The 26300-nt window shown below is 70.3% G+C and carries 26 protein-coding genes; 12 read left to right on the top strand and 14 right to left on the bottom strand.

Annotated features, from left to right (window positions below):
- Window positions 1-173 precede the first annotated feature (173 nt).
- Window positions 174-1328: a right-handed parallel beta-helix repeat-containing protein gene (locus tag BEK98_RS02755; protein WP_094214724.1), complete on the top strand. Its 1155-nt coding sequence runs from the start codon at window positions 174-176 to the stop codon at window positions 1326-1328.
- Between the two features lie 68 nt (window positions 1329-1396).
- On the opposite strand, the gene BEK98_RS02750 is transcribed toward BEK98_RS02755, so the two are convergent.
- The 3 genes from BEK98_RS02750 to BEK98_RS02740 all read right to left on the bottom strand — a co-directional run bounded on the left by BEK98_RS02750 (window position 1397) and on the right by BEK98_RS02740 (window position 4606).
- Entirely contained in the window at window positions 1397-3079 is a 1683-nt protein-coding gene (locus BEK98_RS02750; RefSeq protein WP_094214723.1) for a rhamnogalacturonan lyase B N-terminal domain-containing protein, read from the bottom strand.
- Between the two features lie 112 nt (window positions 3080-3191).
- Complete coding sequence (locus BEK98_RS02745) at window positions 3192-4043, bottom strand: hypothetical protein (RefSeq protein ID WP_094214722.1); 852 nt, start codon at window positions 4041-4043, stop codon at window positions 3192-3194.
- Window positions 4040-4606, bottom strand: a complete 567-nt coding sequence (locus tag BEK98_RS02740) for a SigE family RNA polymerase sigma factor (RefSeq protein WP_094214721.1) — start codon at window positions 4604-4606, stop codon at window positions 4040-4042. Before BEK98_RS02740 ends, BEK98_RS02745 begins: the two co-directional genes overlap by 4 nt.
- 230 nt (window positions 4607-4836) lie before the next feature.
- On the opposite strand from BEK98_RS02740, the gene BEK98_RS02735 reads away from it, so the two are divergent.
- The gene (locus tag BEK98_RS02735) at window positions 4837-6288 is read left to right on the top strand and encodes an NCS2 family permease (RefSeq protein WP_094214720.1); all 1452 of its coding nucleotides are present in this window, start codon (window positions 4837-4839) and stop codon (window positions 6286-6288) included.
- A 42-nt stretch (window positions 6289-6330) separates the two neighbouring features.
- Here the strand turns inward: BEK98_RS02735 and BEK98_RS02730 are convergent, their stop codons facing one another.
- The 6 genes from BEK98_RS02730 to BEK98_RS02705 all read right to left on the bottom strand — a co-directional run bounded on the left by BEK98_RS02730 (window position 6331) and on the right by BEK98_RS02705 (window position 12068).
- The gene (locus BEK98_RS02730; protein WP_094214719.1) at window positions 6331-7785 is read right to left on the bottom strand and encodes a peptidoglycan D,D-transpeptidase FtsI family protein; all 1455 of its coding nucleotides are present in this window, start codon (window positions 7783-7785) and stop codon (window positions 6331-6333) included.
- Between the two features lie 54 nt (window positions 7786-7839).
- Window positions 7840-8499: a response regulator transcription factor gene (locus tag BEK98_RS02725; RefSeq protein WP_094214871.1), complete on the bottom strand. Its 660-nt coding sequence runs from the start codon at window positions 8497-8499 to the stop codon at window positions 7840-7842.
- A 17-nt stretch (window positions 8500-8516) separates the two neighbouring features.
- Complete coding sequence (locus BEK98_RS02720) at window positions 8517-9761, bottom strand: sensor histidine kinase (RefSeq protein ID WP_244201718.1); 1245 nt, start codon at window positions 9759-9761, stop codon at window positions 8517-8519.
- Window positions 9758-10705 (bottom strand): hypothetical protein, encoded by a 948-nt coding sequence (locus BEK98_RS02715; protein WP_094214718.1) that lies wholly within the window; start codon window positions 10703-10705, stop codon window positions 9758-9760. Before BEK98_RS02715 ends, BEK98_RS02720 begins: the two co-directional genes overlap by 4 nt.
- 76 nt (window positions 10706-10781) lie before the next feature.
- Window positions 10782-11252: a GNAT family N-acetyltransferase gene (locus BEK98_RS02710; RefSeq protein ID WP_094214717.1), complete on the bottom strand. Its 471-nt coding sequence runs from the start codon at window positions 11250-11252 to the stop codon at window positions 10782-10784.
- 42 nt (window positions 11253-11294) lie between these two features.
- Window positions 11295-12068, bottom strand: coding sequence for an IclR family transcriptional regulator (locus tag BEK98_RS02705; RefSeq protein WP_067313156.1), 774 nt, complete (start codon window positions 12066-12068; stop codon window positions 11295-11297).
- A gap of 142 nt (window positions 12069-12210) precedes the next feature.
- Between BEK98_RS02705 and BEK98_RS02700 the strand changes: the two genes are divergently transcribed.
- The 5 genes from BEK98_RS02700 (at window position 12211) to BEK98_RS02680 (ending at window position 16905) form a co-directional block, all read left to right on the top strand.
- Window positions 12211-13740, top strand: coding sequence for an aldehyde dehydrogenase (NADP(+)) (locus tag BEK98_RS02700; RefSeq protein WP_094214716.1), 1530 nt, complete (start codon window positions 12211-12213; stop codon window positions 13738-13740).
- A gap of 45 nt (window positions 13741-13785) precedes the next feature.
- On the top strand, window positions 13786-14394 hold the full coding sequence (locus BEK98_RS02695; protein WP_094214715.1) for a DUF1349 domain-containing protein: 609 nt from the start codon (window positions 13786-13788) through the stop codon (window positions 14392-14394).
- 57 nt (window positions 14395-14451) lie between these two features.
- Window positions 14452-14964: a GNAT family N-acetyltransferase gene (locus BEK98_RS02690; RefSeq protein ID WP_208642987.1), complete on the top strand. Its 513-nt coding sequence runs from the start codon at window positions 14452-14454 to the stop codon at window positions 14962-14964.
- A 65-nt stretch (window positions 14965-15029) separates the two neighbouring features.
- Window positions 15030-15746 carry a DsbA family oxidoreductase gene (locus tag BEK98_RS02685; RefSeq protein ID WP_094214714.1) on the top strand — a complete coding sequence of 239 codons (717 nt, stop codon included), beginning with the start codon at window positions 15030-15032 and terminating at the stop codon, window positions 15744-15746.
- A gap of 97 nt (window positions 15747-15843) precedes the next feature.
- The gene (locus tag BEK98_RS02680; protein WP_094214868.1) at window positions 15844-16905 is read left to right on the top strand and encodes an aminotransferase class V-fold PLP-dependent enzyme; all 1062 of its coding nucleotides are present in this window, start codon (window positions 15844-15846) and stop codon (window positions 16903-16905) included.
- Window positions 16906-16968: 63 nt separating this feature from the next.
- Here the strand turns inward: BEK98_RS02680 and thpD are convergent, their stop codons facing one another.
- The 5 genes from thpD to BEK98_RS02655 all read right to left on the bottom strand — a co-directional run bounded on the left by thpD (window position 16969) and on the right by BEK98_RS02655 (window position 21476).
- Complete coding sequence (gene thpD / locus BEK98_RS02675; RefSeq protein WP_094214713.1) at window positions 16969-17862, bottom strand: ectoine hydroxylase; 894 nt, start codon at window positions 17860-17862, stop codon at window positions 16969-16971.
- Entirely contained in the window at window positions 17859-18263 is a 405-nt protein-coding gene (locus BEK98_RS02670) for an ectoine synthase (protein WP_094214712.1), read from the bottom strand. The genes thpD and BEK98_RS02670 overlap by 4 nt, the downstream gene beginning before the upstream one ends.
- A gap of 30 nt (window positions 18264-18293) precedes the next feature.
- Window positions 18294-19565 (bottom strand): diaminobutyrate--2-oxoglutarate transaminase, encoded by a 1272-nt coding sequence (gene ectB, locus BEK98_RS02665; protein ID WP_094214711.1) that lies wholly within the window; start codon window positions 19563-19565, stop codon window positions 18294-18296.
- 13 nt (window positions 19566-19578) lie between these two features.
- Complete coding sequence (gene ectA, locus BEK98_RS02660) at window positions 19579-20097, bottom strand: diaminobutyrate acetyltransferase (RefSeq protein WP_094214710.1); 519 nt, start codon at window positions 20095-20097, stop codon at window positions 19579-19581.
- 272 nt (window positions 20098-20369) lie between these two features.
- Window positions 20370-21476: a pyridoxal-phosphate-dependent aminotransferase family protein gene (locus BEK98_RS02655; RefSeq protein ID WP_094214709.1), complete on the bottom strand. Its 1107-nt coding sequence runs from the start codon at window positions 21474-21476 to the stop codon at window positions 20370-20372.
- 168 nt (window positions 21477-21644) lie between these two features.
- Here BEK98_RS02655 and BEK98_RS02650 point away from each other — a divergent pair, with 168 nt between their 5' ends.
- The 5 genes from BEK98_RS02650 (at window position 21645) to BEK98_RS02630 (ending at window position 26296) form a co-directional block, all read left to right on the top strand.
- Entirely contained in the window at window positions 21645-22487 is an 843-nt protein-coding gene (locus BEK98_RS02650) for a transporter substrate-binding domain-containing protein (protein ID WP_094214708.1), read from the top strand.
- A gap of 4 nt (window positions 22488-22491) precedes the next feature.
- Entirely contained in the window at window positions 22492-23325 is an 834-nt protein-coding gene (locus tag BEK98_RS02645) for an amino acid ABC transporter permease (protein ID WP_094214707.1), read from the top strand.
- On the top strand, window positions 23322-24116 hold the full coding sequence (locus tag BEK98_RS02640; RefSeq protein WP_094214706.1) for an amino acid ABC transporter ATP-binding protein: 795 nt from the start codon (window positions 23322-23324) through the stop codon (window positions 24114-24116). Before BEK98_RS02645 ends, BEK98_RS02640 begins: the two co-directional genes overlap by 4 nt.
- A gap of 42 nt (window positions 24117-24158) precedes the next feature.
- On the top strand, window positions 24159-25250 hold the full coding sequence (locus BEK98_RS02635; protein WP_094214705.1) for an amidohydrolase family protein: 1092 nt from the start codon (window positions 24159-24161) through the stop codon (window positions 25248-25250).
- A 143-nt stretch (window positions 25251-25393) separates the two neighbouring features.
- A complete protein-coding gene (locus tag BEK98_RS02630; protein ID WP_094214704.1) occupies window positions 25394-26296 on the top strand; it encodes an SCO1860 family LAETG-anchored protein in 903 nt (300 codons plus the stop codon).
- Window positions 26297-26300 lie beyond the last annotated feature (4 nt).

Genomic DNA, 26300 nt, shown 5'->3' with positions numbered 1-26300 from the left:
CTGTTGATCGGTGCGCGCTCTCGGAGTGTGGCCAGTGGGGAACAGCGCGTCAATCGATCTGCGGGCGACTCGGGTGGTCGAAAGTTTCGGTTGTTTTCGTTCGGGCGCGGCAACCTGTTCCGGCCACGGCGGCGACTGGCATGCGACTCAATCTCCTAGGAAAGGAACGGCCAGTGCGGCAGAGCACCGGACGTCACCGCAGGACACGCACCCTCTCGATCGCCGCCGCGGTGGCCGTCGCCGCGGGGGCCGGCGGCGTCTACCTCGGCCTGTCGAACGGCGGCGCCCAGGCCGCCACGACCACGGTCACCGTGTCCACCACCGCCCAGTTGGAGTCGGCCGTCAAGAACGCCACCGCCGGTACCGTCATCCAGGTGCGGGGCGGCACCTACTACCCGACGGCCACCCTCAAGTCCACGGCCAGCGGCACCAGTTCGAACCGCATCACGCTCCAGGCGTACGGCAGCGAGACGGTGAAGATCGACGGCTCCAAGCTGCCCGCCGGCTCCTGGCTCACGGGGATCTACGGCAGCTACTGGACCGTGCAGAACCTCACCTTCCAGAAGTCCCCGGCCCAGGGCTTCGTCGTCACCTCCTCCACCGGAGGCGTCTTCAAGAACCTCGTCACCGCGAACAACGGCGACTCCGGGTTCACCCTGCGCGGCGACAACACCGTGAACAACCTCGTCCAGAACCTGGACAGTTACGGCAACTACGACGCCTCCGGGCACGGCCAGAACGCCGACGGCATCGCCATCAAGTTCGGCTCCGGCACCGGCAACAAGGTCACCGGCGCGCGTCTCTACAACAACTCCGATGACGGCCTCGACCTGTGGCAGTTCTCCTCGCCGGTCACCATCGAGCACTCCTGGGCCTTCGGCAACGGCAAGAACCGCTGGAACGACTCCGCCTTCGAGGGCAACGGCAACGGCTTCAAACTGGGCGGCGGGGGCGCCTCGGTCGCCCACGTCGTCAACAACGACGCGGCCTGGGACAACACCCTCAACGGCTTCACCGAGAACTCCAACACCGGCGCGATCGTGCTGAACCGCAACACCGCGTACGCCAACGCACAGGCGGGCTTCTTCTTCGAGACGGGCAAGGCCCGGCTGGCCCGCAACCTCGCCGTGAGCAACAAGGGCGGCCTGTCCAAGCTGAGTTCACACACCGTGTCCGCTGCCAACAACTGGGACAGCGGGGTGGGTACGCCTGCCTTCAAGTCGACGGACGCCACTACCGCGTACGGCGCCCGCAAGTCGGACGGCTCCCTGCCGGCCACCACCTTCCTGACCACGGGGTCCACGACGATCGGGTCCACCATGAACTGACCGTGGTGCGCGAACGCCCCCGCCGGTCGTCACCGGCGGGGGCGTCCCTTCTGCTGGCCGAGGGGGGCTCAGGCCAGCAGGTCCAGGCAGTCGAACGACGTGCCCGCGCTGAGGTAGGCCGTGCCGCCCGAACCGCTCACGATGTTGATCTTCAGGACGTTGTACTGCGAGGTGTCCGTCTTCCACGCACTGGAAGGGACGCTGAACGTGAAGGTGTGGTTGTTCCCGCGGTACGAACCCGTGGTGAGGGAACGCGTCTCGGGCTGGGTGGGAGCCGAGGGGATGGCCGAGACCCAGTCGTTCACGGTCACCCGCGGCCGCCCGTTGGAGAACGCGTCCGTCACCCCGACCCGCAGCGTGTGCGCGGCGGCGGCCTGCGCCTTGGTCAGCTTGAAGTAGACGAGGATGCCGTCGTTGACGTCCTTCCACAGGTACGCGGGGAAGGACGCGGCCTCGCTGCCGCTGCCGATCGTGACGTTGCCGGTCCACTTCGCGGCGCGGCCGTCGGACGGGTGCGCGTACGTCATCAGCTTGGCGTTCTTGAACTCGCCGGGCGTGCCGTCCCAGTCGCCGAGCCGCCAGACGGCCGGGGCGGTGGAGGGGTCGCCGGTGATGCTCAACGTGTGCAGGGAGGTCGTACCGCCCGCCGTGACCTTCACCGACTCCGTGTGCACGGCCAGTTCGTTCTTGTGGACGGTGAGGGTGTACGTCCCCGGGAGCATCCCCGCGCAGGAGAAGGCACCCGTGCCGGCCGCCGCCTTCGCCCAGTACTGCGCGTCCGCGTTGGCGAAGCCCACGGTGTAGTCGTACTTGGCGTCCATGCCCTTCAGGCCGACGCCCGCCACCTTGCCGCGGCCGGCCTTGCCCACCCAGCCGGTGATGCCGAGGCCGTCCACCCAGGAGGTGTCGAGCTTGTCGTGGAAGAGCGAGGGCGAGGGCGCGCCGCCATCCGTGAACGCGATGACGTACGGGCCCTGGAGGCCGAAGCGTTCCGCCTCCGTCTGGGCCTCGTTGTAGTGCAGGATCTCGTAGAGGCCCGCCCCGCCCTCGTTCGAGTGGCGCAGCAGGGAGCGGTAGAAGGGGCCGCCGGAGGCCTTCTCGTGCTGGGAGCGGACCAGCCAGAGGCCGACCGAGCCGGTGGTGAAGCCGACGTGGTCGTAGTCGATCGTCCGCTTGCCCGAGTAGTGCTTGGAGTGGGTGGTGCCGTCCGGGTTCTTCCAGACGTCGCCCGCCTCGATGATCTTGTCCCGCGTCGAGTCCCAGGCGTCCGAGCCGGTGTTGGGGAACATGCCGGGCTTGATGCGGACGATGTAGCGGGTCGCGGTGAAGGAGGCGTCCGCCTTGTTCGTCCACAGGTAGACGTTGTTCTGGCCGCTGCGGGCCGCGTACCACTGGGTGATCGCCCCGTGCACGACCTTGATCAGGATCGTCGAGCCGGTCTGCCTGAGGGTGACGGTGGAGGCGCCGAGGCCGGACTCGACGTGCGAGTGCTTGCCGCCGTAGCCCTCGTACTCCTTGCCCTTGTAGACCAGGGACGTGATGTCGCCGGTCGTCTTGGAGACCTTGAAGACGAGGGAGGAGCCGGTGTCGACGATGTAGTTCCGGCCGTCGTCCTGGTAGCCGAAGGTGGCGGCGGACGCGGACGAGAGAAGGCCGGCGCCTCCCGCGACGGCGGCGCCGGTGGCGGCGACGCCGATCGCGGAGGCTCCGAGCACCCGTCTGCGGGTGAGGTGTCTCTTGTGCGTGCTCAAGGGGCGAGATCCCGTCGTACTTGAATTTTCACTCAGCTGCAGGAGAAGAGGGAGCCGTGCGCTTCCTGGTTGCCGCCGCTGAGAGAAGGGTTGCCGCCCTCTTCAAGATTCTTTAGGAGTCGCCCTCGCCGTCCGTGTGCGCCGCGAAGTCGCCGCCCACCGCGCGCTGCTCGCCGTCCGCCGTGGCCGTGATCGAGTAGCTGTCGTCCTTCGCGTCCCGGCCGCCGCGCTCGTGGTTGTACTGCCCGGCGAACACCCACTCGCCCTTGGGGACCGTACGGCCGTCCTTGAGCACCCAGGTGTAGACCAGGAAGCCGTCCTGCTCGCCGACCGTGAGGGTGAAGTCCTGCTCCGGCAGCGAGCGCCAGGCGCCGGCCGAACTGACCCCGCCGGTCTGCGCGACCTTCAACTGCACGGTGAGGGAGGTGAGTTGCTCGCTCGTCTTGAAGGTGACGTTGCTCTGCGCCCAGAAGTCGTTGCTGTGCGGGTCGACCGAGCCGTCCGACCACAGGGGGCCGTCCGTCTCGCCGTCGGCGGGCGGCAGCACGGAGGCGGAAGGGGAGGGGGAGGCCGGCCGGGACGGGGAGTCGCTTGCCTCGGGGGACTCCGGGGCCCTGCTCGGCGTGCGGTGCACCGGCGGCACGGGCGCCTTGCTCGTCGCGTCCGGCGACGGGGTGGGCGTCGGCGAGACCGTGACCGTCTGCTGGGCGGGGGTGTCGTCCTTCACCGCGGACGCCACCGCGTAACCGCCGATCGCCAGCATGCCCGCGACCGCGGCCGTGGCGCTCACCACCCGGGCCCAGCCCCACACGAGCGGACGGGTCTGGCGGTGACCGGAGCGACCCCGCTCGGCGCTCATGCCCCGCTCGATCCGGGCCAGCATGCGGGCCCGGTCCGGCTCGTGCGACTCGGCCGCCTCGTGCAGCCGGGCGCGCAGCTCGTCGTGCACGTCCTGCTGCCTCATCGGTTCCGTCCTCCGGTCTCGCCGCCGCGTGCCATCGCCGCGTGCACCTTCTGTGGAACGCCCCGGGAGCCGAGAATCCGCTGCAGTTCGGCCATCCCCTTGGACGTCTGGGACTTAACCGTACCCACGGAAACACCCAGGGCGAGAGCGGTGTCCTTCTCCGACAGGTCGAACGCGTGCCGCAGCACCACACACGCCCGTTTGCGGAACGGCAGCCTGCGCAACGCCTCCTGTACGTCGACCACGCCCGCTATGTCGGGGTTCTCTGTCTTCTCCTCACGCTGTGGCCAGAACAGGGAGATCCGCCGGCGCTCGCGTACGGCGCTGCGGATGCGGGTGCGCGCGAGGTTGGCGACGACTCCACGGGCATAGGCCACCGGGTGGTCGGCCGCGCGCACCCGGTCCCAGCGGTGCCACAGGGCGAGCAGCGCATCCGCCGCCAGATCGTCGGCGGCGTCCGCCTCGCCGGTCAACAGGTGGGCGAAACGGGCCAGTTCGGCGTAGTGCCGTTCGAAGAAGGCATGGAACTCCACGGAGGCTGCGTCGTCGACGACAGTGCCCACGGGGGACCTCTCTGTGCGTGTCATGTGAATGACATGTGATCGTCCGGGGGTGGCCGGAACGAGATCGGGAAGCGTAGCAGTGATCAAGAGCCTGGTTTGTACGGGGGCTCGAACGCCGTATGAAAGACCGAACCCGATTCCGTAACACGGGGAAAACCTGAAACGGGTTCAACGAGGGAACAATCCAGCCAGCATCCGCACACGCTCATCAGGCAACGAGGAGTACGACCATGTCCGAGACGCACAAGGTGGAACAGCGGCCGGGCGCCGCGCCACCTGCCGCGAACAGCGTCGACCGGTACTTCAGAATCTCCGAGCGGGGATCGACCTTCGGCCGGGAGATACGCGGCGGCTTCGCCACGTTCTTCACCATGGCCTACATCCTTGTCCTGAATCCAATCATCCTGGGCAGCGCCAAGGACAAGTTCGGCCACACCCTCGACACCGGCCAACTCGTCACCGCCACCGCGCTGGTGGCCTGTGTCATGACGATCATCATGGGCGTCGGCGGCAACCTCCCGCTCGCCATCGCCGCCGGCCTCGGCCTCAACGCCGTCGTCGCCTTCCAGTTGGCCCCGCTGATGAGCTGGTCCGACGCGATGGGCCTGGTCGTCCTCGAAGGCCTGATCATCTGCCTCCTGGTCCTCACCGGACTCCGGGAAGCGATCATGAACGCGATCCCGCAACAGCTGAAGCAGGCCATCGGCGTCGGCATCGGCCTGTTCATCGCCTTCATCGGCTTCGTCGACGCCGGGTTCGTCAGCCGCATCCCGGATGTCGCGCACACCACCGTCCCGGTGCAGCTCGGCGCCGTCGGCCGCCTCACCGGCTGGCCCGTCCTCGTGTTCTGTCTCGGCGTCCTGCTGACCATCGCGCTGCTCGCCCGCAAGGTGAAGGGCGCGATCCTCATCAGCATCGTGACGATGACCGTCGTCGCGATCGTCATCAACGCCGTCGCCGACATCAAGAGCTGGGGCCTGACCACCCCGAAGGTCCCGGACAAGATCGTCGCCGCCCCGGACTTCGGGCTCGTCGGTCACTTCAGCCTGTTCGGCGGCTTCGCCAAGGCCGGCGTCCTCACCGCCGTCCTGCTGGTCTTCACCCTCATCCTGTCCGACTTCTTCGACGCCATGGGCACCATCGTCGGCATCAGCGCCGAGGCCGGACTGCTCGACGAGAAGGGGCAGGTGCCCGGCATCGGCCGCGTGCTGTTCATCGACGGCGCCGCCGCCGTCGCCGGCGGTGTCGGCTCCGCCTCCTCCAACACCGCCTACATCGAGTCCGCGGCCGGCGTCGGCGAGGGTGCCCGCACCGGCTTCGCCAACCTGATCACCGGCGGCCTCTTCGGCCTCGCGCTCTTCCTCACCCCCCTGCTCACCATCGTCCCGCTGCAGGCGGCGGCGCCCGCGCTGATCGCGGTGGGCTTCCTGATGATGACCCACGTCAAGCACATCGACTGGGACAAGTACGAGATCGCCATCCCGGCGTTTCTGACCATTGCCGCGATGCCGTTCACGTACTCGATAACCGATGGCATCGGGGCGGGGTTCCTGGCGTACGTCGTCATCAAGACGGTGCTGGGGAAGGCGAAGGAGGTCAACTGGCTGCTGTGGGGGGTTTCGGCGCTGTTCCTGGTGTACTTCGCGATTGATCCGGTGGAGCAGATCCTCGGAGTGAAGTGAGCAGTGAGGGGGCAGTCCCCCTGGACTGCCCCCTCACCGGGATCACTTGAGTGCCGCCTGCATCATCGCCTTGGCCACCGGCGCCGCCAGGCCGTTACCGCTGACCTCCGACCGCGCCGCGTCCGACTGCTCCACCATCACCGCGACGGCGACCTCCTTGCCGCTGCTGTCGGACTTGCCGTACGAGGTGAACCAGGCGTACGGCGTCTTGCTGTTGTTCTCGCCGTGCTGGGCGGTACCCGTCTTGCCGCCGACGGTCACCCCGTCGATCAGCGCGTTCGTACCGGTACCGTCCTTCACCACCGTCTCCATCGCCGACTGCAACTGCTCGGCGGTGGAGGAGCTCACGATCTCCTTGGTGTCCGCACTGTCGTCGTAGTCCTTCACCACATCACCGCCACTGTCGGTGATCTGCGACACCATGTGCGGCGAGACCAGCTTGCCGCCGTTGGCTATGGCCGCGGACACCATGGCCATCTGGAGCGGGGTCGCGGTGACATCGAATTGGCCGATGCCCGACAGGGCCGTCTGCGCCTTGTCCATGTCCGAGGGGTACACGCTCGCGTAGGCGCGCACCGGCACGTCCAGCTCGTCGTCGTTGAAGCCGAACTTCTCGGCCATCGCCTTCACCTTGTCCTGGCCGAGGTCGACGGCCATCTTGCCGAAGACGTTGTTGCAGGAGTAGCGCAGGGCGACCCGGATCGAGGCGTTCTCGCAGGGGGCCGACTTGTTCTCGTTCTCCAGCGGGCGTGTCGTGCCCGGCATGACGTACGGGTCGGGACTGGCGGTGTGCTCGTCCACGTTCTTGTACAGCCCGTCCTCCAGCGCGGCCGCCGCCACGACCAGCTTGAACGTCGAGCCAGGTGGCAGCGGCTGGCGCAGCGCCCGGTTGGTGAGCGGCTTGTCCTTGTCCGCGTTGAGCTTCTTCCAGGCCGCCCCGGCCGTGTTCGCGTCGGTGAGCTGCCCGGGGTCGTACGACGGCGTCGACACCACGGCGAGGATCCGGCCGGTCTTGGGGTCGACGGCGACGGCCGCGCCCTTGTTGCCGCCGAGCGCGTCGTACGCCGCCTTCTGCACGGCCGGGTCGATCGTGGTGAGCACGTTGCCCGGCTCTGAGCGCTCACCGGTGACCGTGTCCAGCACGCTCTTGAGCTGATTGTCCGTGCCGTTGAGGAGATCCTTGTAGATGCCCTCCAGCTGGGTCGGCGCGTAGGCCTGCGAGGCGTAGCCCGTCACCGCCGCGTACAGCCTGCCGTTCTTGTACGTCCGCTTGTACGCGAGGTCGCTCCCCTTCGTCCGCGCCGAGCCGGTGATCGCGTCCCCGGCCACGATGATGTTCCCGAGCGGCCGTGAGTACGTCTCGATCACGTTCCGCCGGTTGTCGTTGTCGTCCGCGAGGGCCTTGCCGTCGTAGAACTGCACCCAGGTCGCCCTGACCAGCAGGGCGAGCACGAGCAGCAGCGCGAAGACGGACGCCCGCCTGATCGTCTTGTTCATCCCGCTGTGAAGACGAGCGAGAGGGGGATGACCGTTCCCGTACGTCCGCTTTTCTCATCGTAGGTTCAGGAAACCGGCCTCGTACGCGGCGATCACCGCCTGTGTCCGGTCCCGGGCACCCGTCTTGGCCAGCACCGCCGCGACGTGCGACTTCACGGTGGCGGGGCCGACGTCCATGCGGCGGGCGATCTCCGCGTTGGTCAGCCCGGCGGCCATGTGCCGCAGCACCTCGCTCTCCCGACCGGTGAGCCTGCTCACCCACGCCGGGGGTGCGGGCGCCCGGCGGGCGTGCTCGGCAGCGAGGGCCCGTACGGCCGACGGGAACAGCAGGCTGTCGGTGCGCGCGACCAGCCGTACCGCCTGGACGAGCGCGTCGGCCTCCGCCCGCTTCAGCAGGAACCCGGCGGCTCCGGCGCGCAGCGCGTCGTACACGTAGGAGTCGTTCTCGAAGGTGGTCACCACCACGACCCGGGGCGGCTCGTCCAGGGTGGCGAGGATCTGCTCGGTGGCCCGGATGCCGTCGACCTCCGGCATACGGACGTCCATCAGCACGACGTCCGGGCGCAGCTCCCGTACGACGGACACCGCCTCGGCCCCGGTCGCCGCCTCGCCGACCACCTCCAGGCCGGGCTCGGCGGAGAGGATGGCCCGCAGGGCGGTGCGGACCATGCGCTCGTCGTCGGCGAGGACGATCCGGATGGCGGGCTGGGCCATGCCCGCCCCTTCGTCGGTCACGTGGATCCCTTCAGCGGAAGTCGGACGTGCAGACGCCAGGCGCCGTGCTCGGCCCCCGCCAGCGAGGTGCCGCCGAGCAGCCGTACCCGGTCGGCGATGCCGCGCAGGCCGTGGCCGCCGCCGGGGCGGGGAGCGGGGCAGGGGCCGAGGGGGTTCTCGACGGTGATGTCGAGGTGGCCGTCGGCGGTGGCGATGTGGAGGGTGACCGGTTCGCCGGCGTGCTTGAGGGCGTTGCTCAGGCCTTCCTGGACGATCCGGTACGCCTCCCGGGAGACCAGCGGGGGCAGGGCGGTGCGGCCGGTGTCGACCGTGGCCGTCACCCGCTGCCCGGCTGCCCGGGTCCGGCGCAGCAGTCCGTCCAGGTCGGCCGCGAGGGTCGGGGCGGGGGCGGTGCCCGGTGTGTCGCCGTCCCGCAACACGCCCAGTACGGCGTCCAGTTCGCCGACCGTGCGCCGGGTGGTGTCCTCGATGGCGGCCAGTGCCTCGCGGACGAACTCCGGGTCGGTGTCGAGGACCCGGCGGGCGGCGCTCGCCTGCAGCGTGACGGCGCTCAGCGCGTGTCCTACGGAGTCGTGCAGCTCGCGGGCGAGCCGGTTGCGTACGGCGAGGTCGGCGGCGCGGGCCTCGGCCGCGGCGAGCCGGTCCGCGGGGCCGGGCCCGAGCAGGGCGGGCGCCCAGTGCGCGAGCAGGGCCCCGCAGGCGGCGGCGCAGGCCGCGAGGGCGACCAGCATGGCCAGGCCCGCGACCGGGGAGAGGGCCAACGCCCAGGTGTGGTCGAGGGCTTCGGGAAGTTCGAGGCCGCCGAAGGACGGCTGGACGAGCAGGGGCAGCAGGACCAGCGTCACCGCGAACGGCGGCAGGGCCAGCGACATCCCCGCGAGGATCCCGCCGAGCCCGAGATGCAGCGTGAACCAGGCGGCCGTACGCCCCCGTTCGGACCGCGTCCGGGCCGGGCCGTGCGCGAGGGCGTCCGCGTCGATGCCGCACAGGGCGCGGGCGGCGCCGGCCTCCAGCGGCCGGGTCAGCGGGAAGAGGGAGGTGACGGCGGCGAGCGGCAACCCGACCGCGAACGAGCCGAGTTGCAGGGGCAGGGACCCGAACACGTCGTTCACGCCGGTGAGCGGTCCGACGACCACCGAGCCGACCAGGACGTACGGCATGGCGAGCGCCCCGCCCAGGATCAGATGGATCCAGCGGCGCCGGGCCCGCCCGCCGAACAGGAGTCCCCACGCCCGGGTCACCGTGGGGTCCTGGCCGAACGGTCGGCGAAGTGGTGGGCGGCGACGGTCGCCACGAGCAGGCCGACGATCATCTGGACAGCGTAGGTGAGGCTCATCGCCGGTGTCGGGCGGTCGGCGAGGTCGTGGGAGGTCACCAGCGCGCTGAGCGCCATCCAGCCGCCCCAGCAGGCCACCGCCCCGGAGCCGACCCAGGTGAGGGCGAGCGGCACGGTGACCGGCAGCGGGCCGCCGCGGCGGAAGGCGAGCTGCCAGGCGCCGGTGACGGCGGCGACGAGGAAACCGACGTAGACGACCTCCATCAGCCGGCCGCCGCTCATGTTCCGCCCGCCCGTGAACCCACAGGCCCACAGCAGCCGGAGCGTGCCCGGGACCAGTGCGAGTACGGCCGCCGTCACGGCGGTCGTCCGCTGCGCGGCCACCGTGCCGTGCGCGGGCAGCTCCCCCACCCGCCCCCGCCACAGGTACCCCCACCGCTCGCGGGCGTACCCGACGAACAGCGCGCCCAGCGCGAGCCCCTGCAGGATGAAACCGCCGTACACGACCCCGAACACCCACCCGTCGAGGAACGGCCGGTCGTCGCCGCTGTCCGTACCCCCGTGCACGACCAGTTGCAGCGGAAACCCCACCATGATCGGCGCGAGCAGCCCCGTGGCGACCCACATCGGCACCGCGAGCACCCAGGCGGGCACCCGCCGCCCCCACGCCTGGGTCAGCAACAGCACCAGCACGACGACGGCGGCGTCCATGAGCACGGTGAGCCCGTTGGCCAGAACCATGGCCACCCGGTGCTCCAGCAACGGACTCCCGTCCGGGATACCGAGATGACTCCCAAAGATCCAGGCGAGTTTGAGGGACAGGTACGGCAGACAGGCCACGATGGCCACGAGCCGCAGTACAGGGTGTCGCCGCAGGTCGGTGACGGCGGCAGCGGTTGAGGAGGTCATGCCTCAACGCTCCCGCGTCGGCCCGCGCGTTCACCTCGTGCGCGAAGACGATCCTGCTCCGCCGGACGGGGGAGGCTCACTCCTCCAGCGTCAGGACCACCTCGTCGATCTCCGCACCGCGCGCGTTGGCGAACCCCCGCGCCCGCGCGCTCACCCGGAAGCCGCACTTCTCCAGCACCCGGAGCGATCCGGCGTTGTCGGCGGCGGCCCGGGCGTACAGCGGGCGTTCGGGCACCTCCGCGAGCAGGGCGCGCAGGGCCGCCGTCGCCACGCCCCGCCCCCAGTACGCCCGCTCGATCCAGTACGTCACCTCGCGCTCGCCGGGCTCCCCGTAGACCGCCGCGCTGCCCACCACGGCGCCGTCGGCCAGGACCGTGCGCAGCACGTCGGGGGAGGCCCGGATGCGCCTCCAATGGGCGTCGAAGGCAGCCCTGTCGGCAGGGTCCTTCGGACCGAACGCGGCCATCCGGAGGGCCGTGGGGTCGGTCATCTGCCGGAAGAAGACCGGCAGATCGCTGTCCTCGACGGCACGCAGGGCGATCTCCATGGGCCAGAGCCTAGGCGTCCGCCACGGGCCGAATCCAGGTACTTACAGCCGTCGCGTCGCCAGCGTCAGCCGGTCCCGCGCGTCGAACAGGGCGTCCTTGATCATCTGTTCGTGGGCGGGGGTCAGACGGGCCACCGGGACCGAGCAGCTGATGGCGTCGCGGGCGGGGGTGCGGTACGGGATCGCCACGCCGAAGCAGCGCAGGCCCAGCGTGTTCTCCTCGCGGTCCACGGCGAAGCCCTGCTCGCGGACCTGGTGGAGTTCCTCGATCAGCTTCTCGCGGTCGGTGATGGTGTGCTCGGTCAGGGCCGGGAGGGTCTCCGGGAGGAGCTTGCGGACCTGCTCGTCGGTATGGGTGGCGAGCAGCGCCTTGCCGAGGGACGTGGAGTGCGCGGGCAGCCGGCGGCCGACACGGGTGAAGGGGCGGAGGTAGTGCTGGGACTGGCGGGTGGCCAGGTAGACGACGTTCGTGCCGTCTAGGCGGGCCAGGTGGATCGTCTCCGTGGTGTCGTCCGACAGTCGGTCCAGCGTCGGGCGGGCCGCCGCCACCACCTCGTCGCCGTCGATGTACGACGTGCCGACCAGCAGCGCCCGCACCCCGATGCCGTACCGCGTCCCCGTCGCGTCCGTCTCCACCCAGCCCAGCTCCACGAGTGTGCGGAGCAGCATGTACAGGCTGGACTTGGGGTAGCCCACGGCCTCCTGGACGGCCGCGAGGGAGTGCATACCGGGCTTGCCGGCGAAGTACTCGAGCAATTCAACGGTCCGCACCGCGGACTTGACCTGCGCCCCGCCGCCTGTCTCGCCTGCCGACATATCGCCCCTGACCCCTTCGTTCGACGAGGACCTAGATATATAGTCTCCGAGCAGCAAGTTCAGCATCAGAGACAGTGTTCAGTATATCGAACGCGGCTGATGGTTGACCCAGGAATTGCGGCCTTACTTGGAGGGACCCGCGGTGGCAGCAGCACCAGTCTGGAGTGTCGACCCGCGCACCGGGAAGCAGCGTGAACAGGTTGCGGTGGAGGCCACAGCCCAGGAGGTGGACGCGGCCGTCAGGGCGGCACACGCCGTGCGCGGTGCCCTCGCCGACCGGACCGTCCGCTCCGCCTTCCTCCGCTCGGCCGCCGCGGGCCTGGACGCGGCCAAGGACGGCCTGATCGAGACCGCCGACGCCGAGACCGCCCTCGGCCCGGTCCGGCTGACCGGCGAACTCGCCCGTACGGCGTACCAGTTGCGGGCCTTCGCCGACATCGTCGACGAGGGCGCCTTCCTGGACGTCATCATCAACCACCCCGACGACACCGCCACCCCGCCCATCCCGGACCTGCGCCGCTACAAGGTCCCGCTGGGTGTCGTGGCCGTCTACTCCGCCTCCAACTTCCCCTTCGCCTTCTCCGTGGCGGGCGGTGACACCGCGAGCGCGCTGGCCGCGGGCTCCCCGGTGGTCGTCAAGGCCCACCCCGACCACCCGGCCCTGTCCGAGCTGGTCGCCAAGGTGCTGCGTCGGGCCGCCGCCGAGCACGGCATCCCCGAGGGTGTCGTCGGCCTCGTGCACGGCTTCGAGGCGGGCGTCGAGCTGATCAAGCACCCGCTGGTCGCCGCCGCCGGCTTCACCGGCTCCGTACGCGGTGGGCGCGCCCTCTTCGACGCGGCCGCCGCACGCCCGGTGCCGATCCCGTTCCACGGTGAGCTGGGCTCGCTGAACCCGGTCGTGGTGACCGAGGCGGCGGCGGCCGAGCGGGCCGAGGCCATCGGCTCCGGTCTCGCCGGATCCATGACGCTGGGCGTCGGCCAGTTCTGCGTCAAGCCGGGCCTGGTGCTGGTGCCGTCCGGCTCGGCGGGCGACGGCCTGGTCAAGGCGCTCACGGACGCCGTCAGCGACACCGACGCCGGTGTCCTCCTCGACCACCGCATGCGGGACAACTTCGTCGCGGGCGTCGCCGAGCGCGCGCAGCTGCCCGAGGTGGACTCGCCGGTCACGCCGGGTGCGGGCGGCGAGCACACGGTCAGCGCGGGCTTCCTCACGGTGCCGGCGAGCCGGCTGGCCGAGGAAGGGGCGTACGACCTGCTGCTGGAGGAGTGCTTCGGGCCGGTGACCGTGGTGGTCCGGTACGAGGACCAGGCTGAGGCGACGGCGGTGCTCTCGCGGCTGCCGGGCAACCTCACGGCGACCGTCCAGCTGTCCGCCGAGGAGGCCGCCGGCGAGGGCAGGGGCGCCGAGATCCTTGCCGAGCTGACCCCGCTGGCCGGCCGTGTGCTGGTGAACGGATGGCCGACGGGTGTGGCCGTGGCCGCGGCCCAGCACCACGGCGGTCCGTACCCGGCGACCACCTCCACGTCCACCTCCGTGGGCGGTACGGCCATCGAGCGGTGGCTGCGGCCCGTCACCTACCAGAACGCCCCGGAGGCCCTGCTGCCGCCGGAGCTTCGGGACGACAACCCCCTGGGCCTTCCCCGGCGGTTCAACGGGAGCCTCGAGCGCTGAACGCGTTCGCGGGACGCAAGACAGACAACCTGGGACACTCGCGCAATGGACGTAGAACTTCCCGAACTTCCCTTCCCCCTGCGCACCTACGGACCCGACGGCAACTGGTCCTATGAGGGGGGTGTGCTCACCGGGTGGGCCGGACCCCGGCAGGATCGGTTCGTCACGCCTACCGGAGAGGCTCTGGAGCCCGCCTCCGACGCGCCCCGGCTGCTCGGGGCGCCCGACGATGACTTCCAGCTGATAGCCCGGGTCACCGTCGGGTTCGGCGCGGCCTTCGACGCCGGAGTGCTCTACGTCCACGTCGGCGAACGCGCCTGGGCCAAGCTCTGTCTGGAGTACTCCCCGGACGTACCCACCGTCTGCACGGTGGTCACCCGGGGGCACTCCGACGACGCGAACTCCTTCGCCGTGGAGGGCAGTTCGGTGTGGCTGCGGGTCAGCCGCACCGGACGGGCCTTCGCCTTCCACGCCTCCCGGGACGGCGAGCGCTGGACCTTCGTCCGGCTCTTCACCCTCGGCGAGGAGAAGGAGACCGACGCGGCCCTGGTCGGCTTCATGACCCAGTCGCCGATGGGCGAGGGGTGCGTGGTGACCTACGACCACATCGAGTTCCGGCCCGCCTGGCCGGACGACCTGAGAGACGGCAGCTGAGCCGAGGGGCAGGGCGGGGTACGGAACCGGGGCCGGTGCTCGTACGTCCTCCGTGGCATGATCAGTGAACGCGTGAACGGTGCCCTGGTGCTCCGCACCGCCCTGCCCGCCGAAGCCGAGGTCATCGCCGATCTGCATGTCCGGGCGCGCTCGACCTACTACCCGGACGGGCTCCCGCCGGCCGACTTCGACTGGGTCGAGGCCTGGCGCGGTTCCATCGAGCGCCCCGAGGCACATGTGCTGTGCGCCGTGGAGCAGGGCCGGATCGTCGGCATCGCCTCCTTCCGTACCCCGGACGGCGCACCGGCGGAAACGGTCAAGCTGTTCCAGTTCCACGTCGACCCCGGCCACTGGCGCGCCGGCATCGGTGCGGCTCTGCACACGGCCTGTGTAGAGGAGTGGCAGGCCGACGGCAAGCGGACGGCCGTACTCGACGTCCATACGGACAACGCGCGAGCCCAGGCCTTCTACGCCCGCCAGGGCTGGATCCCCGACCCGGAGAACCCGCCGGCCGAGGACGACCACCACCTCTTCCTGCGCTTCTCCGTGCCCGGGAATGAACATCGCTGATTGAACGTTCACGTACTGGGCGGAGAGAGCCTCCGCGCCCGTACGACCTGGAGAGAGCCGAAGACATGCGCGTCGAGATCTGGAGCGACATCGCCTGCCCCTGGTGCTACGTGGGCAAGGCCCGCTTCGAGAAGGCGCTGGCTGCCTTCCCGCACCGCGACGACGTCGAGGTGGTGCACCGCTCCTTCGAGCTGGACCCGGGCCGCGCCAAGGGCGACGTCCAGCCGGTGATCACCATGCTCACCAAGAAGTACGGCATGAGCGAGGCGCAGGCCCAGGCCGGCGAGGAGAACCTGGGCGCCCAGGCCGCCGCCGAGGGCCTGGACTACCGCACCCGGGACCGCGACCACGGCAACACCTTCGACATGCACCGCCTGCTGCACTTCGCCAAGGAGCAGGGCAGGCAGGACGAGCTGATCCAGATCCTGTACCGGGCCAACTTCGCCGAGGAGCGGTCCGTCTTCACCGAGGGTGACGAACGCCTGGTGGAGCTGGCCGCCGAGGCCGGCCTGGACGCCGAGGCCGCCCGCACGGTGCTGGCCGACCCGGCCGCGTACGCCGACGAGGTCCGCGCCGACGAGCGCGAGGCCGCCCAGCTCGGCGCGAACGGTGTGCCCTTCTTCGTCCTGGACCGCACGTACGGCGTCTCCGGCGCCCAGCCCGCCGAGGTCTTCACCCAGGCGCTCACCCAGGCCTGGGGCGAGCGGTCCCCGCTGAAGCTGGTCGACCAGGGTGACGCCGAAGCGTGCGGGCCGGACGGGTGCGCGGTGCCGCAGCACTGAGAAACCGCAGGTCGGCGCGGACGTATAAGCGCTCCTAAGCGGATCCACGTAAAAATCCGCAATGGACTACGACTTCATCGGGCCGCAGAGTGGACCCATGGAGACCACGGAGACGTTCGAGAGCCTCGTCCGCGCCGAGTTCACCCCGAAGAGCACCTACCTCAACACCGCCAGCAACAGCCTGCTGCCCGCCCGCACCGTCGCCGCCCTGCACGAGGCGGCGCTGCTGCGGGCCGAGGGCCGGCCGCTGACCTCGCTGTACGAGGACGTGGAGGCCTGCCGTGCCGCCTACGCCCGGCTCGCCGGAGTCCCGGCCACCCGGGTCGCGGCGGGCGCCTCGGTCGCCGCGCACACCGGCGTGATCGCCGCCTCGCTGCCCGCCGGCGCCGAAGTCCTCACCGCCGAGGACGACTTCACCTCCGTGCTGAACCCCTTCCACGTCCGCGGCGACCTCAAGGTCCGCACGGTGCCGCTGGAGCGGATCGCCGAGTCCGTCCGTCCGGACACCGCGCTGGTCGCGGTCAGCGCCGTCCAGTCGGCCGACGGCCGCATCGCCGACCTGCCCGCCCTGCGGGAGGCCGCCCGCGCGCACGGGGCGCGCACCTACGTCGACTTCTCCCAGGCTGCAGGCTGGCTCCCGATGGACGCGGACGCCTACGACTTCACCGCCTCGGTCTCCTTCAAGTGGCTGCTCGGCCCGCACGGGGCCGCCTTCCTCGTGGTCCCCGAGGACTTCGGCGGACTGACCCCGGTGCTCTCGGGCTGGGTCGCGGGCGAGCAGCCGTGGGACAGCTGTTACGGCCCGGTCGCCGAACTCGCCCACTCGGCACGGCGGTTCGACCTCACGCACGCCCTGTTCACGTTCGCGGGCCTGCGCCGCTCGCTCGACCTGATCGAGGAACTCGGCCTGGCCGCCGTCCACGCCCACGACGTGGCCCTCGCCGACCGGTTCCGGGCCGGGCTCGCGACCCTCGGCCACGAGCCCGTGCCCGCACCCGGCTCGGCGATCGTCTCGGTCCCCGGGCTCGGCGGCCGCCAGCCCGGGCTGAGCCGCGCCGGCATCGAGGTCTCCGACCGCGCGGGCAACCTGCGCGCGGCCTTCCACCTGTTCAACACCACCGCCGACGTGGACCGTCTGCTGGACGCGCTGTCCGGCTGACACGACCGGACCGGGACCTCCCGTCCCACACGAGGAGGCCCCGGCCCGGTGTCTGGGGGAGGGTTACTTCACCGGGGTGAAGTCCCTCGCGCCGATGAACTCAGGCCGGCGTACCGGCGCCGCGAAGGGCTCGACCGCCGCGTTCTCCACGCTGTTGAACACGATGAAGACGTTGCTGCGCGGGAACGGCGTGATGTTGTCGCCGGACCCGTGCATGCAGTTGCAGTCGAACCAGGTCGCCGAACCGGCCCTGCCCGTGAACAGCCGGATGCCGTACTCGCCCGCCATCGCGGTCAGCGCCTCGTCCGAGGGCGTGCCCGCGTCCTGCATCTGCAGCGACTTCTTGTAGTTGTCCGCGGGCGTGGCCCCGGCGCAGCCCAGGAACGTCCGGTGCGAGCCCGGCATGATCATCAGGCCGCCGTTGGTGTCGTAGTTCTCGGTCAGCGCGATCGAGACGGACACCGTGCGCATGTGCGGCAGGCCGTCCTCGGCGTGCCAGGTCTCGAAGTCCGAGTGCCAGTAGAAGCCGCTCGCGCCGAAGCCCGGCTTGACGTTGATCCGGGACTGGTGGACGTAGACGTCCGAGCCCAGGATCTGCCGGGCCCGTCCGACGACCCGCTCGTCGCGCACCAGCCTCGCGAACACCTCACTGATCCGGTGCACCTCGAAGACGGAACGGATCTCCTTCGACTTCGGTTCGACGATCGACCGTTCGTCGGCGCGGATCCCCGGGTCGTCGACGAGCCGCTCCAGCTCCCGCCGGTAGACGGCGACCTCGTCGTCGGTGATCAGCTGGTCGATCGCGAGGAAGCCGTCGCGCTCGAACGCCTGGAGATCGGCGGTCGGGATCGGGCCGGGGGTGCCGGGGGAGCCCCAGACGACGGGGTCCTGGCGGGGGACGGACACCTCGGCGGCGCCGCGGCTGGGGTAGAGATCGGTGACGGTCACGGTTCTCACACCTCCTCGGGCTCGGTCAGCAGCGGGTAGACGCCGTTCTCGTCGTGGTCCTCCCGTCCGGTCACGGGCGGGTTGAACACGCAGATGCAGCGGAAGTCCTCCTTGACGCGCAGCGTGTGCCGCTCGTGCCCGTCGAGGAGGTACATGGTGCCGGGGGTGATCGTGTACGTCTTCCCGGCCTCGTGGTCGGTGAGTTCGGCCTCGCCCTCGACGCAGACGACGGCCTCGATGTGGTTGGCGTACCACATCGACGTCTCGGTCCCGGCGTACAGGACGGTCTCGTGCAGGGAGAAGCCGACCCGCTCCTTGGCGAGCACGATCCGCTTGCTCTCCCAGGTGCCGGACTTCGCCCTCACATGCCGGTCGGTGCCTTCGATGTCCTTGAACGATCGGACGATCACGGTGCGGTGCTTCCTCCTCGGTGGATGGTGCTAGGCGGTCTCGCGGACGGACCGGGCGAGGACGCTCAGGCCCTCGTCCAGCTCGTCGGGCGTGACGGTGAGCGCGGGCAGCAGCTTGACGACCTCGCCCTCCGGGCCGGACGTCTCGATGAGCAGCCCGAGCTCGAAGGCCCGCCGGGCGATCCGCTCGGCACGGCTCTTGTCGTGGAACTCCAGGCCCCACACCAGGCCGCGCCCGCGGTACTCCTTCACGTCGGCGAGGTTCTCCTCGGTGATCGAGATCAGCGCCTGCTCGATCTGCTCGCCGCGCGCGCGGGTCTGCTTCTCCATGGCGGAGCCGTCGCTCCAGTACGTCTCCAGGGCCGCGGTGGCGGTGACGAAGGCGGGGTTGTTGCCGCGGAACGTGCCGTTGTGCTCGCCCGGCTCCCAGACGTCGAGTTCGGGTTTGAACAGGCACAGCGACATCGGGAGGCCGTACCCGCTGATCGACTTGGAGACCGTGACGATGTCGGGGGTGATGCCCGCCTCCTCGAAGGAGAAGAAGGCACCCGTACGGCCGCAGCCCATCTGGATGTCGTCGACGATGAGCAGCATGTCCTGCCGCGCGCACAGCTCGGCGAGCGCCCGTAGCCACTCCGGGCGCGCCACGTTGATGCCGCCCTCGCCCTGCACGGTCTCCACGATCACGGCGGCGGGCTTGTTGAGGCCGGACCCCTGGTCCTCCAGGAGCCGCTCGAACCACAGGAAGTCCGGGACCGTGCCGTCGAAGTAGTTGTCGAACGGCATGGGCGTGCCGTGCACCAGCGGGATGCCGGCGCCGGCCCGCTTGAAGGCGTTGCCGGTGACGGCGAGGGAGCCCAGCGACATGCCGTGGAAGGCGTTGGTGAACGACACGATCGCCTCCCGCCCCTTCACCTTCCGGGCGAGCTTCAGCGCGGACTCCACGGCGTTGGTGCCGGTCGGGCCCGGGAACATGACCTTGTACGGCAGGTCGCGCGGGCGCAGCACCAGGTCCTGGAAGGTCTGCAGGAAGGCCCGCTTGGCGGTGGTCGACATGTCCAGGCCGTGGGTGACGCCGTCCCGGGACAGATAGTCGATCAACGCCCGTTTCAGGACCGGGTTGTTGTGCCCGTAGTTGAGTGAGCCGGCCCCGGCGAAGAAGTCGAGGTACGCGTGGCCGTCCTCGTCGTACATACGGCTGCCCTGCGCACGGTCGAACACGGTGGGCCAGCCGCGGCAGTAGCTGCGTACCTCGGACTCGAGTGTCTCGAAGACGCTGAGGTCGGGCTGGGTGATGGTCACGGTGAATCGCTCCTCAGTGCGCGTTGGTGGGGGTCAACGGGCCGATGCGGTACAGGACTTCGGGGTCGTGCGGACCGTCCGGGAACAGGTCGGCGGGGAACAGCACCTCGCGGGCGAGATCCGCGCCGTGGCGGGCGGCGAACGAGGTGAACAGCCGCTCGGAGGCGGTGTTCCCGGGGGTGATGGTGGTCTCGACGCGGGTGATGCCCCGCTCGGCGGTGAGCCGGGCGGTCAGCCCGTCCAGCAGGGCGGCGGCGATGCCGAGCCCCCGGTGGGCCGAGTCGACGGCGACCTGCCAGACGAGCAGGGTGCCCGGGCGGTCGGGCCGCACGTACCCGGTGACGAAACCGACGGGCTCACCGTCCGCGCCGCGCGCCACCGCGGAGGTGCCGGCGAAGTCCCGGCACCACAGCAGATAGCTGTACGAGGAGTTCAGGTCGAGGGTTTTCGAGTCCTTGGCGAGACGCCAGAGCGAGGCTCCGTCGGTCACCGCCGGTCGGTCGATGAGCAGGTCCGCTGGTCGGGCAGTCATGCGGCACGAATTTAGCGAGGTGAATTCAGAAATGCACGGGAGGGTCGACCGGGGTGAGAGCCAGGAACGGCGAAATGCCTGATTTGTCCCACATCAAACCATGACAAACCACCCCTATTGTGGGGTGTGTCACAGCCTGGAAATCACTACGAAACCTTGTTGTTTAGCCTCGCGAAAAGCGGGCAGAAGAATACGGGAAGCTGTGCTCGATTTGAATTCTGGAAATAGCGGCCAGAATTAATGGGGGTCGCGTGAATTTCGGGGGAAGGCGTTTACGCGGCAGGCTCGGCCCGCTCGGCCGCCCGCAGCGCGCCCGGCACATCCACGTCCAGCCCCCGCTCGGCCAGCGTCGCACCCAGCGCCGCGAGGCAGCTGCGCACCGCGCCCGGCGTCGCGTCGGGGCCGTAGTGGTTGACCCGGATCATCTCCTTGGCCAGGGCGCCGCCGCCCGCCGCCAGTGGGAGGGCGGGGTCGCTCTCCAGGGCCCGGGCCACCAGCTCGGCGGCGGTCACCCCCGACGGCACCCGGAGGGTCGTCGCCACCGGTGCCGCGTCCTTCGCCTCGTACACGTACGGCTCCAGGCCCCCGCCCAGGGCCACCGCGCCGGCGCGCACCGCCAGCGCCGCGCCCCGGTGCCGGGCCATCACCGTCTCCAGGCCCGTCGACTCGATCCGCTCCAGGCACGCCTCCAGGGCCAGCATCTCCAGCTGGGCGGGAGCGTGCAGCAGTGCCGTGCGGCCGCCGTCGATCCAGCGCTCCTTCCAGTCGAGGAGGGAGAGGTAGGAGCGGCGCGGCGCGTTCGGGTTGGCCGCCATCCGGGCCCACGCCCGCTCGCTCACCGAGATCGCCGACACACCCGCCGGGCCGCCCATCGCCTTCTGCGCGCCGATCACGCACAGGTCCACACCCCACGCGTCCGGCAGCACCGGCTCCGCCCCGACCGAGGCGACCGCGTCCAGATAGAACAGCGCGCCGTGCTTCCGCACCACCTCGCCGATCTCCGCGACCGGATTGGTGTTGCCGGTCGCCGCCTCCGCGTGGACGAGGGAGACGAAGTCGATCTCCGGACGGTCGGCGAAGGCCTCCCGGACCAGCTCGGCCGTCACCGCGGTGTGGAAGGGCACCGAGAGGTCGTACACCGTCGCGCCGGCGTCCCGCAGCCAATTGCCGAACGTCTGGCCGTACGGGCCCGTGATCACGTTCAGCGCCGTCGTACCGGGACCGGCGGTCGCGCGGATCGCCCCCTCCAGCGGCAGCAGCGCTTCGCCCTGGGTGATCACGACGTCCTGCCGGGTGTCCAGCAGCCGGGCCACCCGGTCCTCGATGGCGGCGAACCGCTCGGCGCTCAGCGGGGGCAGATCGAGGAAGGGGTGGGTCACGGCGCTGCTCTCTTCGGTCGGGGGCGTTCAGGAGTCGTTCGGGGGTCGTTCAGGGGGGTGACTCCATCGATCTTAAGTCGAAGGGTTCCCTGACCATCGGTTTGATTTGAGAGACTCAAACCTTTCCTTATAATCGGAACCCACAGTTCCCCCACAGGGAGATCCCCCATGAAAACGCTCCTCGGGCGCCGGACCCGCCTCCTGGCCGCCACCACCGCGACGGCCGGGCTCGTGCTCGTGGCCGGCTGCTCCTCCGGCAACTCGGGGGGCAAGACCACCGTCAAGGGGGTCCACCTCGTCAAGGCCGGTCAGCTGACCACCTGCACCCACCTGCCGTACCCGCCGTTCCAGTCGGAGATCAACGGCAAGGTGCAGGGCTTCGACGTCTCCCTCATCGACCTCGTCGCCAAGGACCTGGGCGTCAAGCAGCAGGTCCTCGACACGCCGTTCGAGAACTTCAAGACCGGCGCCTTCCTCAACTCCGGCCAGTGCGACCTGGCCGCGGCCGGCATGACCATCACCGCCGAGCGCAAGAAGAACGTCGACTTCTCCGACCCGTACTTCGAGGCCACCCAGGCCGTGCTGGTCGACAAGAAGGCCGGCGTCACCTCGCTCGCCGACGTCAAGGCCAAGGGCAAGAAGCTGGGTGCCCAGGCGCAGACCACCGGTGAGGACTACGCCAAGAGCAAGGGCTTCGACCCGGTCTCCTTCCACTCCTCCGACGCGGTCCTCAACGGCCTGCGCACCGGCCAGGTCCAAGCCGTCATCATCGACTACCCGGTCGTCCAGGGCTGGCTGAAGGACAAGGCCAACGCCGACGCCTTCAAGGTCGTCGACAACCTCAACACCGGTGAGCAGTACGGCTTCACGGTGAAGAAGGGCAACACCGCGCTGCTCGCCGCCATCAACAAGGCCCTCACGAACGCCAAGGCCGACGGGACCTACAAGAAGATCTACGAGCAGTGGATCGGCCCGTACAACGCCTCCGCCGCCTCGCCGTCCGCCTCCTGACCCCATGACCGAGACGGACACACAGATCCAGCCGAGGAAAACAGGCCTGACGCGCCGCCAGAAGCGCAGGCTGTCGCGCGGGGCGCAGTACGCCGTCTTCGTCGCCGCCGTGGCCGCCTTCGCGGCCTCGGCGGACTGGGGACGGCTGAAGAACCAGTTCGCGCAGGCCCACATCGCCGAGCAGATGTTCCCGGACGTCATCACGGTGGCGCTCAAGAACACCGTGCTGTACACCGTGTCCGGCTTCGTCGTGGGCCTCGCCCTCGGCATGCTCATCGCCCTGATGCGGCTGTCCTCCGTGGGGCCGTACCGCTGGGTCGCCGGCATCTACATCGAGATCTTCCGTGGCCTGCCCGCCCTGCTGATCTTCATCTTCGTCGGCGTCGGCGTGCCGCTGGCCTTCCCGGACATCCAGTACCCCGGCGGCACCTACGGCAAGGTCGCGGTCGCGCTCGGCCTGGTCTCCGCCGCCTACATGGCGGAGACCATCCGCGCGGGCATCCAGGCGGTGCCCAAGGGGCAGATGGAGGCGGCCCGTTCGCTGGGCTTCTCGCCCACCCGGGCCATGGTCTCCATCATCATCCCGCAGGCCTTCCGCATCATCCTGCCGCCGCTGACCAACGAGCTGGTCCTGCTGTTCAAGGACTCCTCGCTGGTGCTGTTCCTCGGCGTCACCCTGGAGGAGCGCGAGCTGTCCAAGTTCGGCAACGACCTGGCCAGTACGACCGCGAACTCCACGCCGATCCTGGTGGCCGGCCTGTGCTACCTGCTCATCACCGTTCCGCTCGGCTTCGTCGTCCGCCGCATGGAGTCCGATTCCAAGGAGGCGATCCGTTGAGCCGCCCGGAGATCCGCGTCCAGGACCTGCACAAGTCCTTCGGCGACAACCACGTCCTGCGCGGCATCGACCTGGAGATCGGTCAGGGCGAGGTCGTCTGCGTCATCGGCCCGTCCGGCTCCGGCAAGTCGACCCTGCTGCGCTGCGTCAACCTGCTGGAGGAGCCCACCAAGGGCCAGGTCTTCGTCGGCGGCACCGAGATCACCGACCCGGACGTCGACATCGACGCCGTGCGCCGCCGTATCGGCATGGTCTTCCAGCAGTTCAACCTCTTCCCGCACCTGAACGTGACCGAGAACCTCACGCTCCCGCAGCGACGGGTCCTCAGGCGGGACAAGGCCGAGGCAGCGAAGATCGCCGCCGAGAACCTCGCCCGGGTCGGCCTGTCCGAGAAGGCGGACGCCTACCCGTCCTCCCTCTCCGGCGGCCAGCAGCAGCGCGTGGCCATCGCCCGCGCGCTGGCGATGGGCCCCGAGGTGATGCTGTTCGACGAGCCGACCTCGGCGCTCGACCCGGAACTGGTCGGCGACGTCCTCGCCGTCATGCGCAGGCTCGCCACCGAGGGCATGACGATGATGGTCGTCACCCATGAGATGACCTTCGCCCGCGAGGTCGCCGACCGGGTCGTCTTCATGGACGGCGGTGTGATCGTCGAGGAGGGCAGCCCCGACCAGGTCATCGGCAGCCCCCGCCACGAGCGCACCCGCCACTTCCTCTCCCGCCTGCTCGACCCGGCGATGGCCGAGGTGGAGGAGGAGACCTCGGACCAGGTGGGGAAGAGCGAGTCCTAGCTCACTAACGGGACCGAGCCGTCGCTCATTAAGGTGCCGGGTATGAGCGATCACGCGGTGCTGCACGTGAAGGGCCGGGTCCTGGTCGGGCCCGAGGACGTCCGTGACGAGCTGTGGGTGGTCGGGGGCCGCATCTCCTTCGACCGTCCCGCCGGCGCCCAGGACATCCGGACCGTCGAGGGCTGGGCGCTGCCCGGCCTCGTCGACGCGCACTGCCACGTGGGCCTGGGGCCGCACGGCGCGGTCGACGACGCCGAGGCCGAGAAGCAGGCGCTGACCGACCGGGACGCGGGGACCCTGCTGATCCGCGACGCGGGCTCGCCCGCCGACACCCGCTGGGTCGACGACCGTGCGGACCTCCCGGAGATCGTCCGGGCCGGCCGGCACATCGCCCGCACCCGCCGCTACATGCGCGGCTACGCCCACGAGATCGAGCCGGACGACCTGGTCACGTACGTGGCCCGGGAGGCCCGGCGCGGCGACGGCTGGGTGAAGCTGGTCGGCGACTGGATCGACCGCGACCTCGGCGACCTGTCGGCGTGCTGGCCGCGCGAGGCGGTCGAGGCGGCCATCACGGAGGCCCACCGGCTGGGCGCCCGCGTCACCGCCCACTGCTTCTCGGAGGACTCCCTCCAGGACCTGGTCGAGGCCGGCATCGACTGCATCGAACACGCCACCGGCCTCACCGAGGACCTGATCCCCCTCTTCGCCGAGCGCGGGGTCGCGATCGTCCCCACCCTCGTCAACATCGCCACGTTCCCCCAGCTCGCCGACGGCGGCGAGTCCAGGTACCCGCGCTGGTCGGCGCACATGCGCCGGCTGCACGAGCGCCGCTACGACACGGTGCGCGGCGCCTACGACGCCGGGATCCCGGTGTACGTCGGCACGGACGCCGGGGGCCATCTCCCGCACGGCCTGGTCGCGGGTGAGGTGGCGGAGCTGGTCACCGCAGGCATCCCGCCGGTCGAGGCCCTGTCGGCGACGACCTGGGGAGCCCGGCGGTGGCTCGGCCGCCCCGGGCTGGACGAAGGGGCTCCGGCGGACCTGGTGGTGTACGAGGCCGACCCGCGCGCCGACGTACGCGTGCTGGCGGCACCGCGCCGGGTGGTGCTCAACGGGGTCGTGATCGACTAAGGGAACGCGTGTGCCCGGTGATTCGAAGGGGCGTGCGGGATATCCACGTTTGAGTGAAGTGACCCAGGATCGCTGACCGTTCACCCACAGTGCGTACAAGGTTGACGGGTCCCAAGCAAGTTCCGTCTGGGGGTCCCACCGCCTTGAACAGCAACAACTTCCGCATGCCCGCACGCCGTCTCGCCACGGTCGCGACGGTCACCGCCCTCGCCGCGGGTCCCGCGGTCCTGGGCGCGGGCGCCGCGCACGCGACCACGGACCACGGTCGCGCCTCCGCCGTCGTGCTCCGCACCGGGCTCGACGTGTCCCTGCTCAACAAGACCGTGAACGTCCCGCTCGCGGTCACCCTGAACGAGGTCCAGGCGCCCGAGAGCGCCGACAGGACCGCGCTGTCCGCCCGGCTCGACGGCGTGAACGGCGGCAGGCCGTTCACCGTCCTCGGCGCGGAGGTCGCATCGGCCAGGGCCACGGTGGACAAGAAGCTCGCCGAGGGCTCCGTCCGCCTCGCCCACGCCAAGCTGCACGTCCCGGGCCTGCCCCTGCTCTCCCTCGTGGAGGTCGGCACGGTCACCGCGAAGGCGACCTGCGAGGTCGGCAAGAGACCCGTCGCCTCCGCGAACGTCCTCGGTGCCGTCACGGTCCTCGGCAAGCGCGTCACGCTCACCGCGGGCGGCCCGACCGAGGTGAAGGTGCCCGGCGTCGGCGAGGTCCGCCTCGACCTCTCCCAGCACAGCACCACGACGCGCACGGCGGCCGCGACGGCCCTCGAACTCAAGGTCTCCGTCAACCCGCTGAAGCTCAACGTGGCCGAGGTCGAAGGAACGATCACCCTGGCCAAGGCCACCTGCGAGTCGCCGATGCACGCACCCACCGGACACCCGGTCCCGAGCCACGACCCGGCGTCCGAGGTCAAGGCCCAGGGCGGTCGCGCCGACCTGGCGGAGACGGGCGGCAGCTCGGCGACGCCGTACATCGCGGGCGGCGCGCTGGCGTTGGTGCTGCTGGGCGGGGGAGCGGTGACGGTGGCCCGACGCCGGAAGGGCTGACGCC

It is taken from the genome of Streptomyces diastatochromogenes (assembly GCF_002242805.1).
In the GTDB taxonomy this organism is placed as follows: domain Bacteria; phylum Actinomycetota; class Actinomycetes; order Streptomycetales; family Streptomycetaceae; genus Streptomyces; species Streptomyces diastatochromogenes.
Note: the sequence above shows the minus strand (reverse complement) of the source record. Positions and strands in the feature narration are given on the sequence as shown.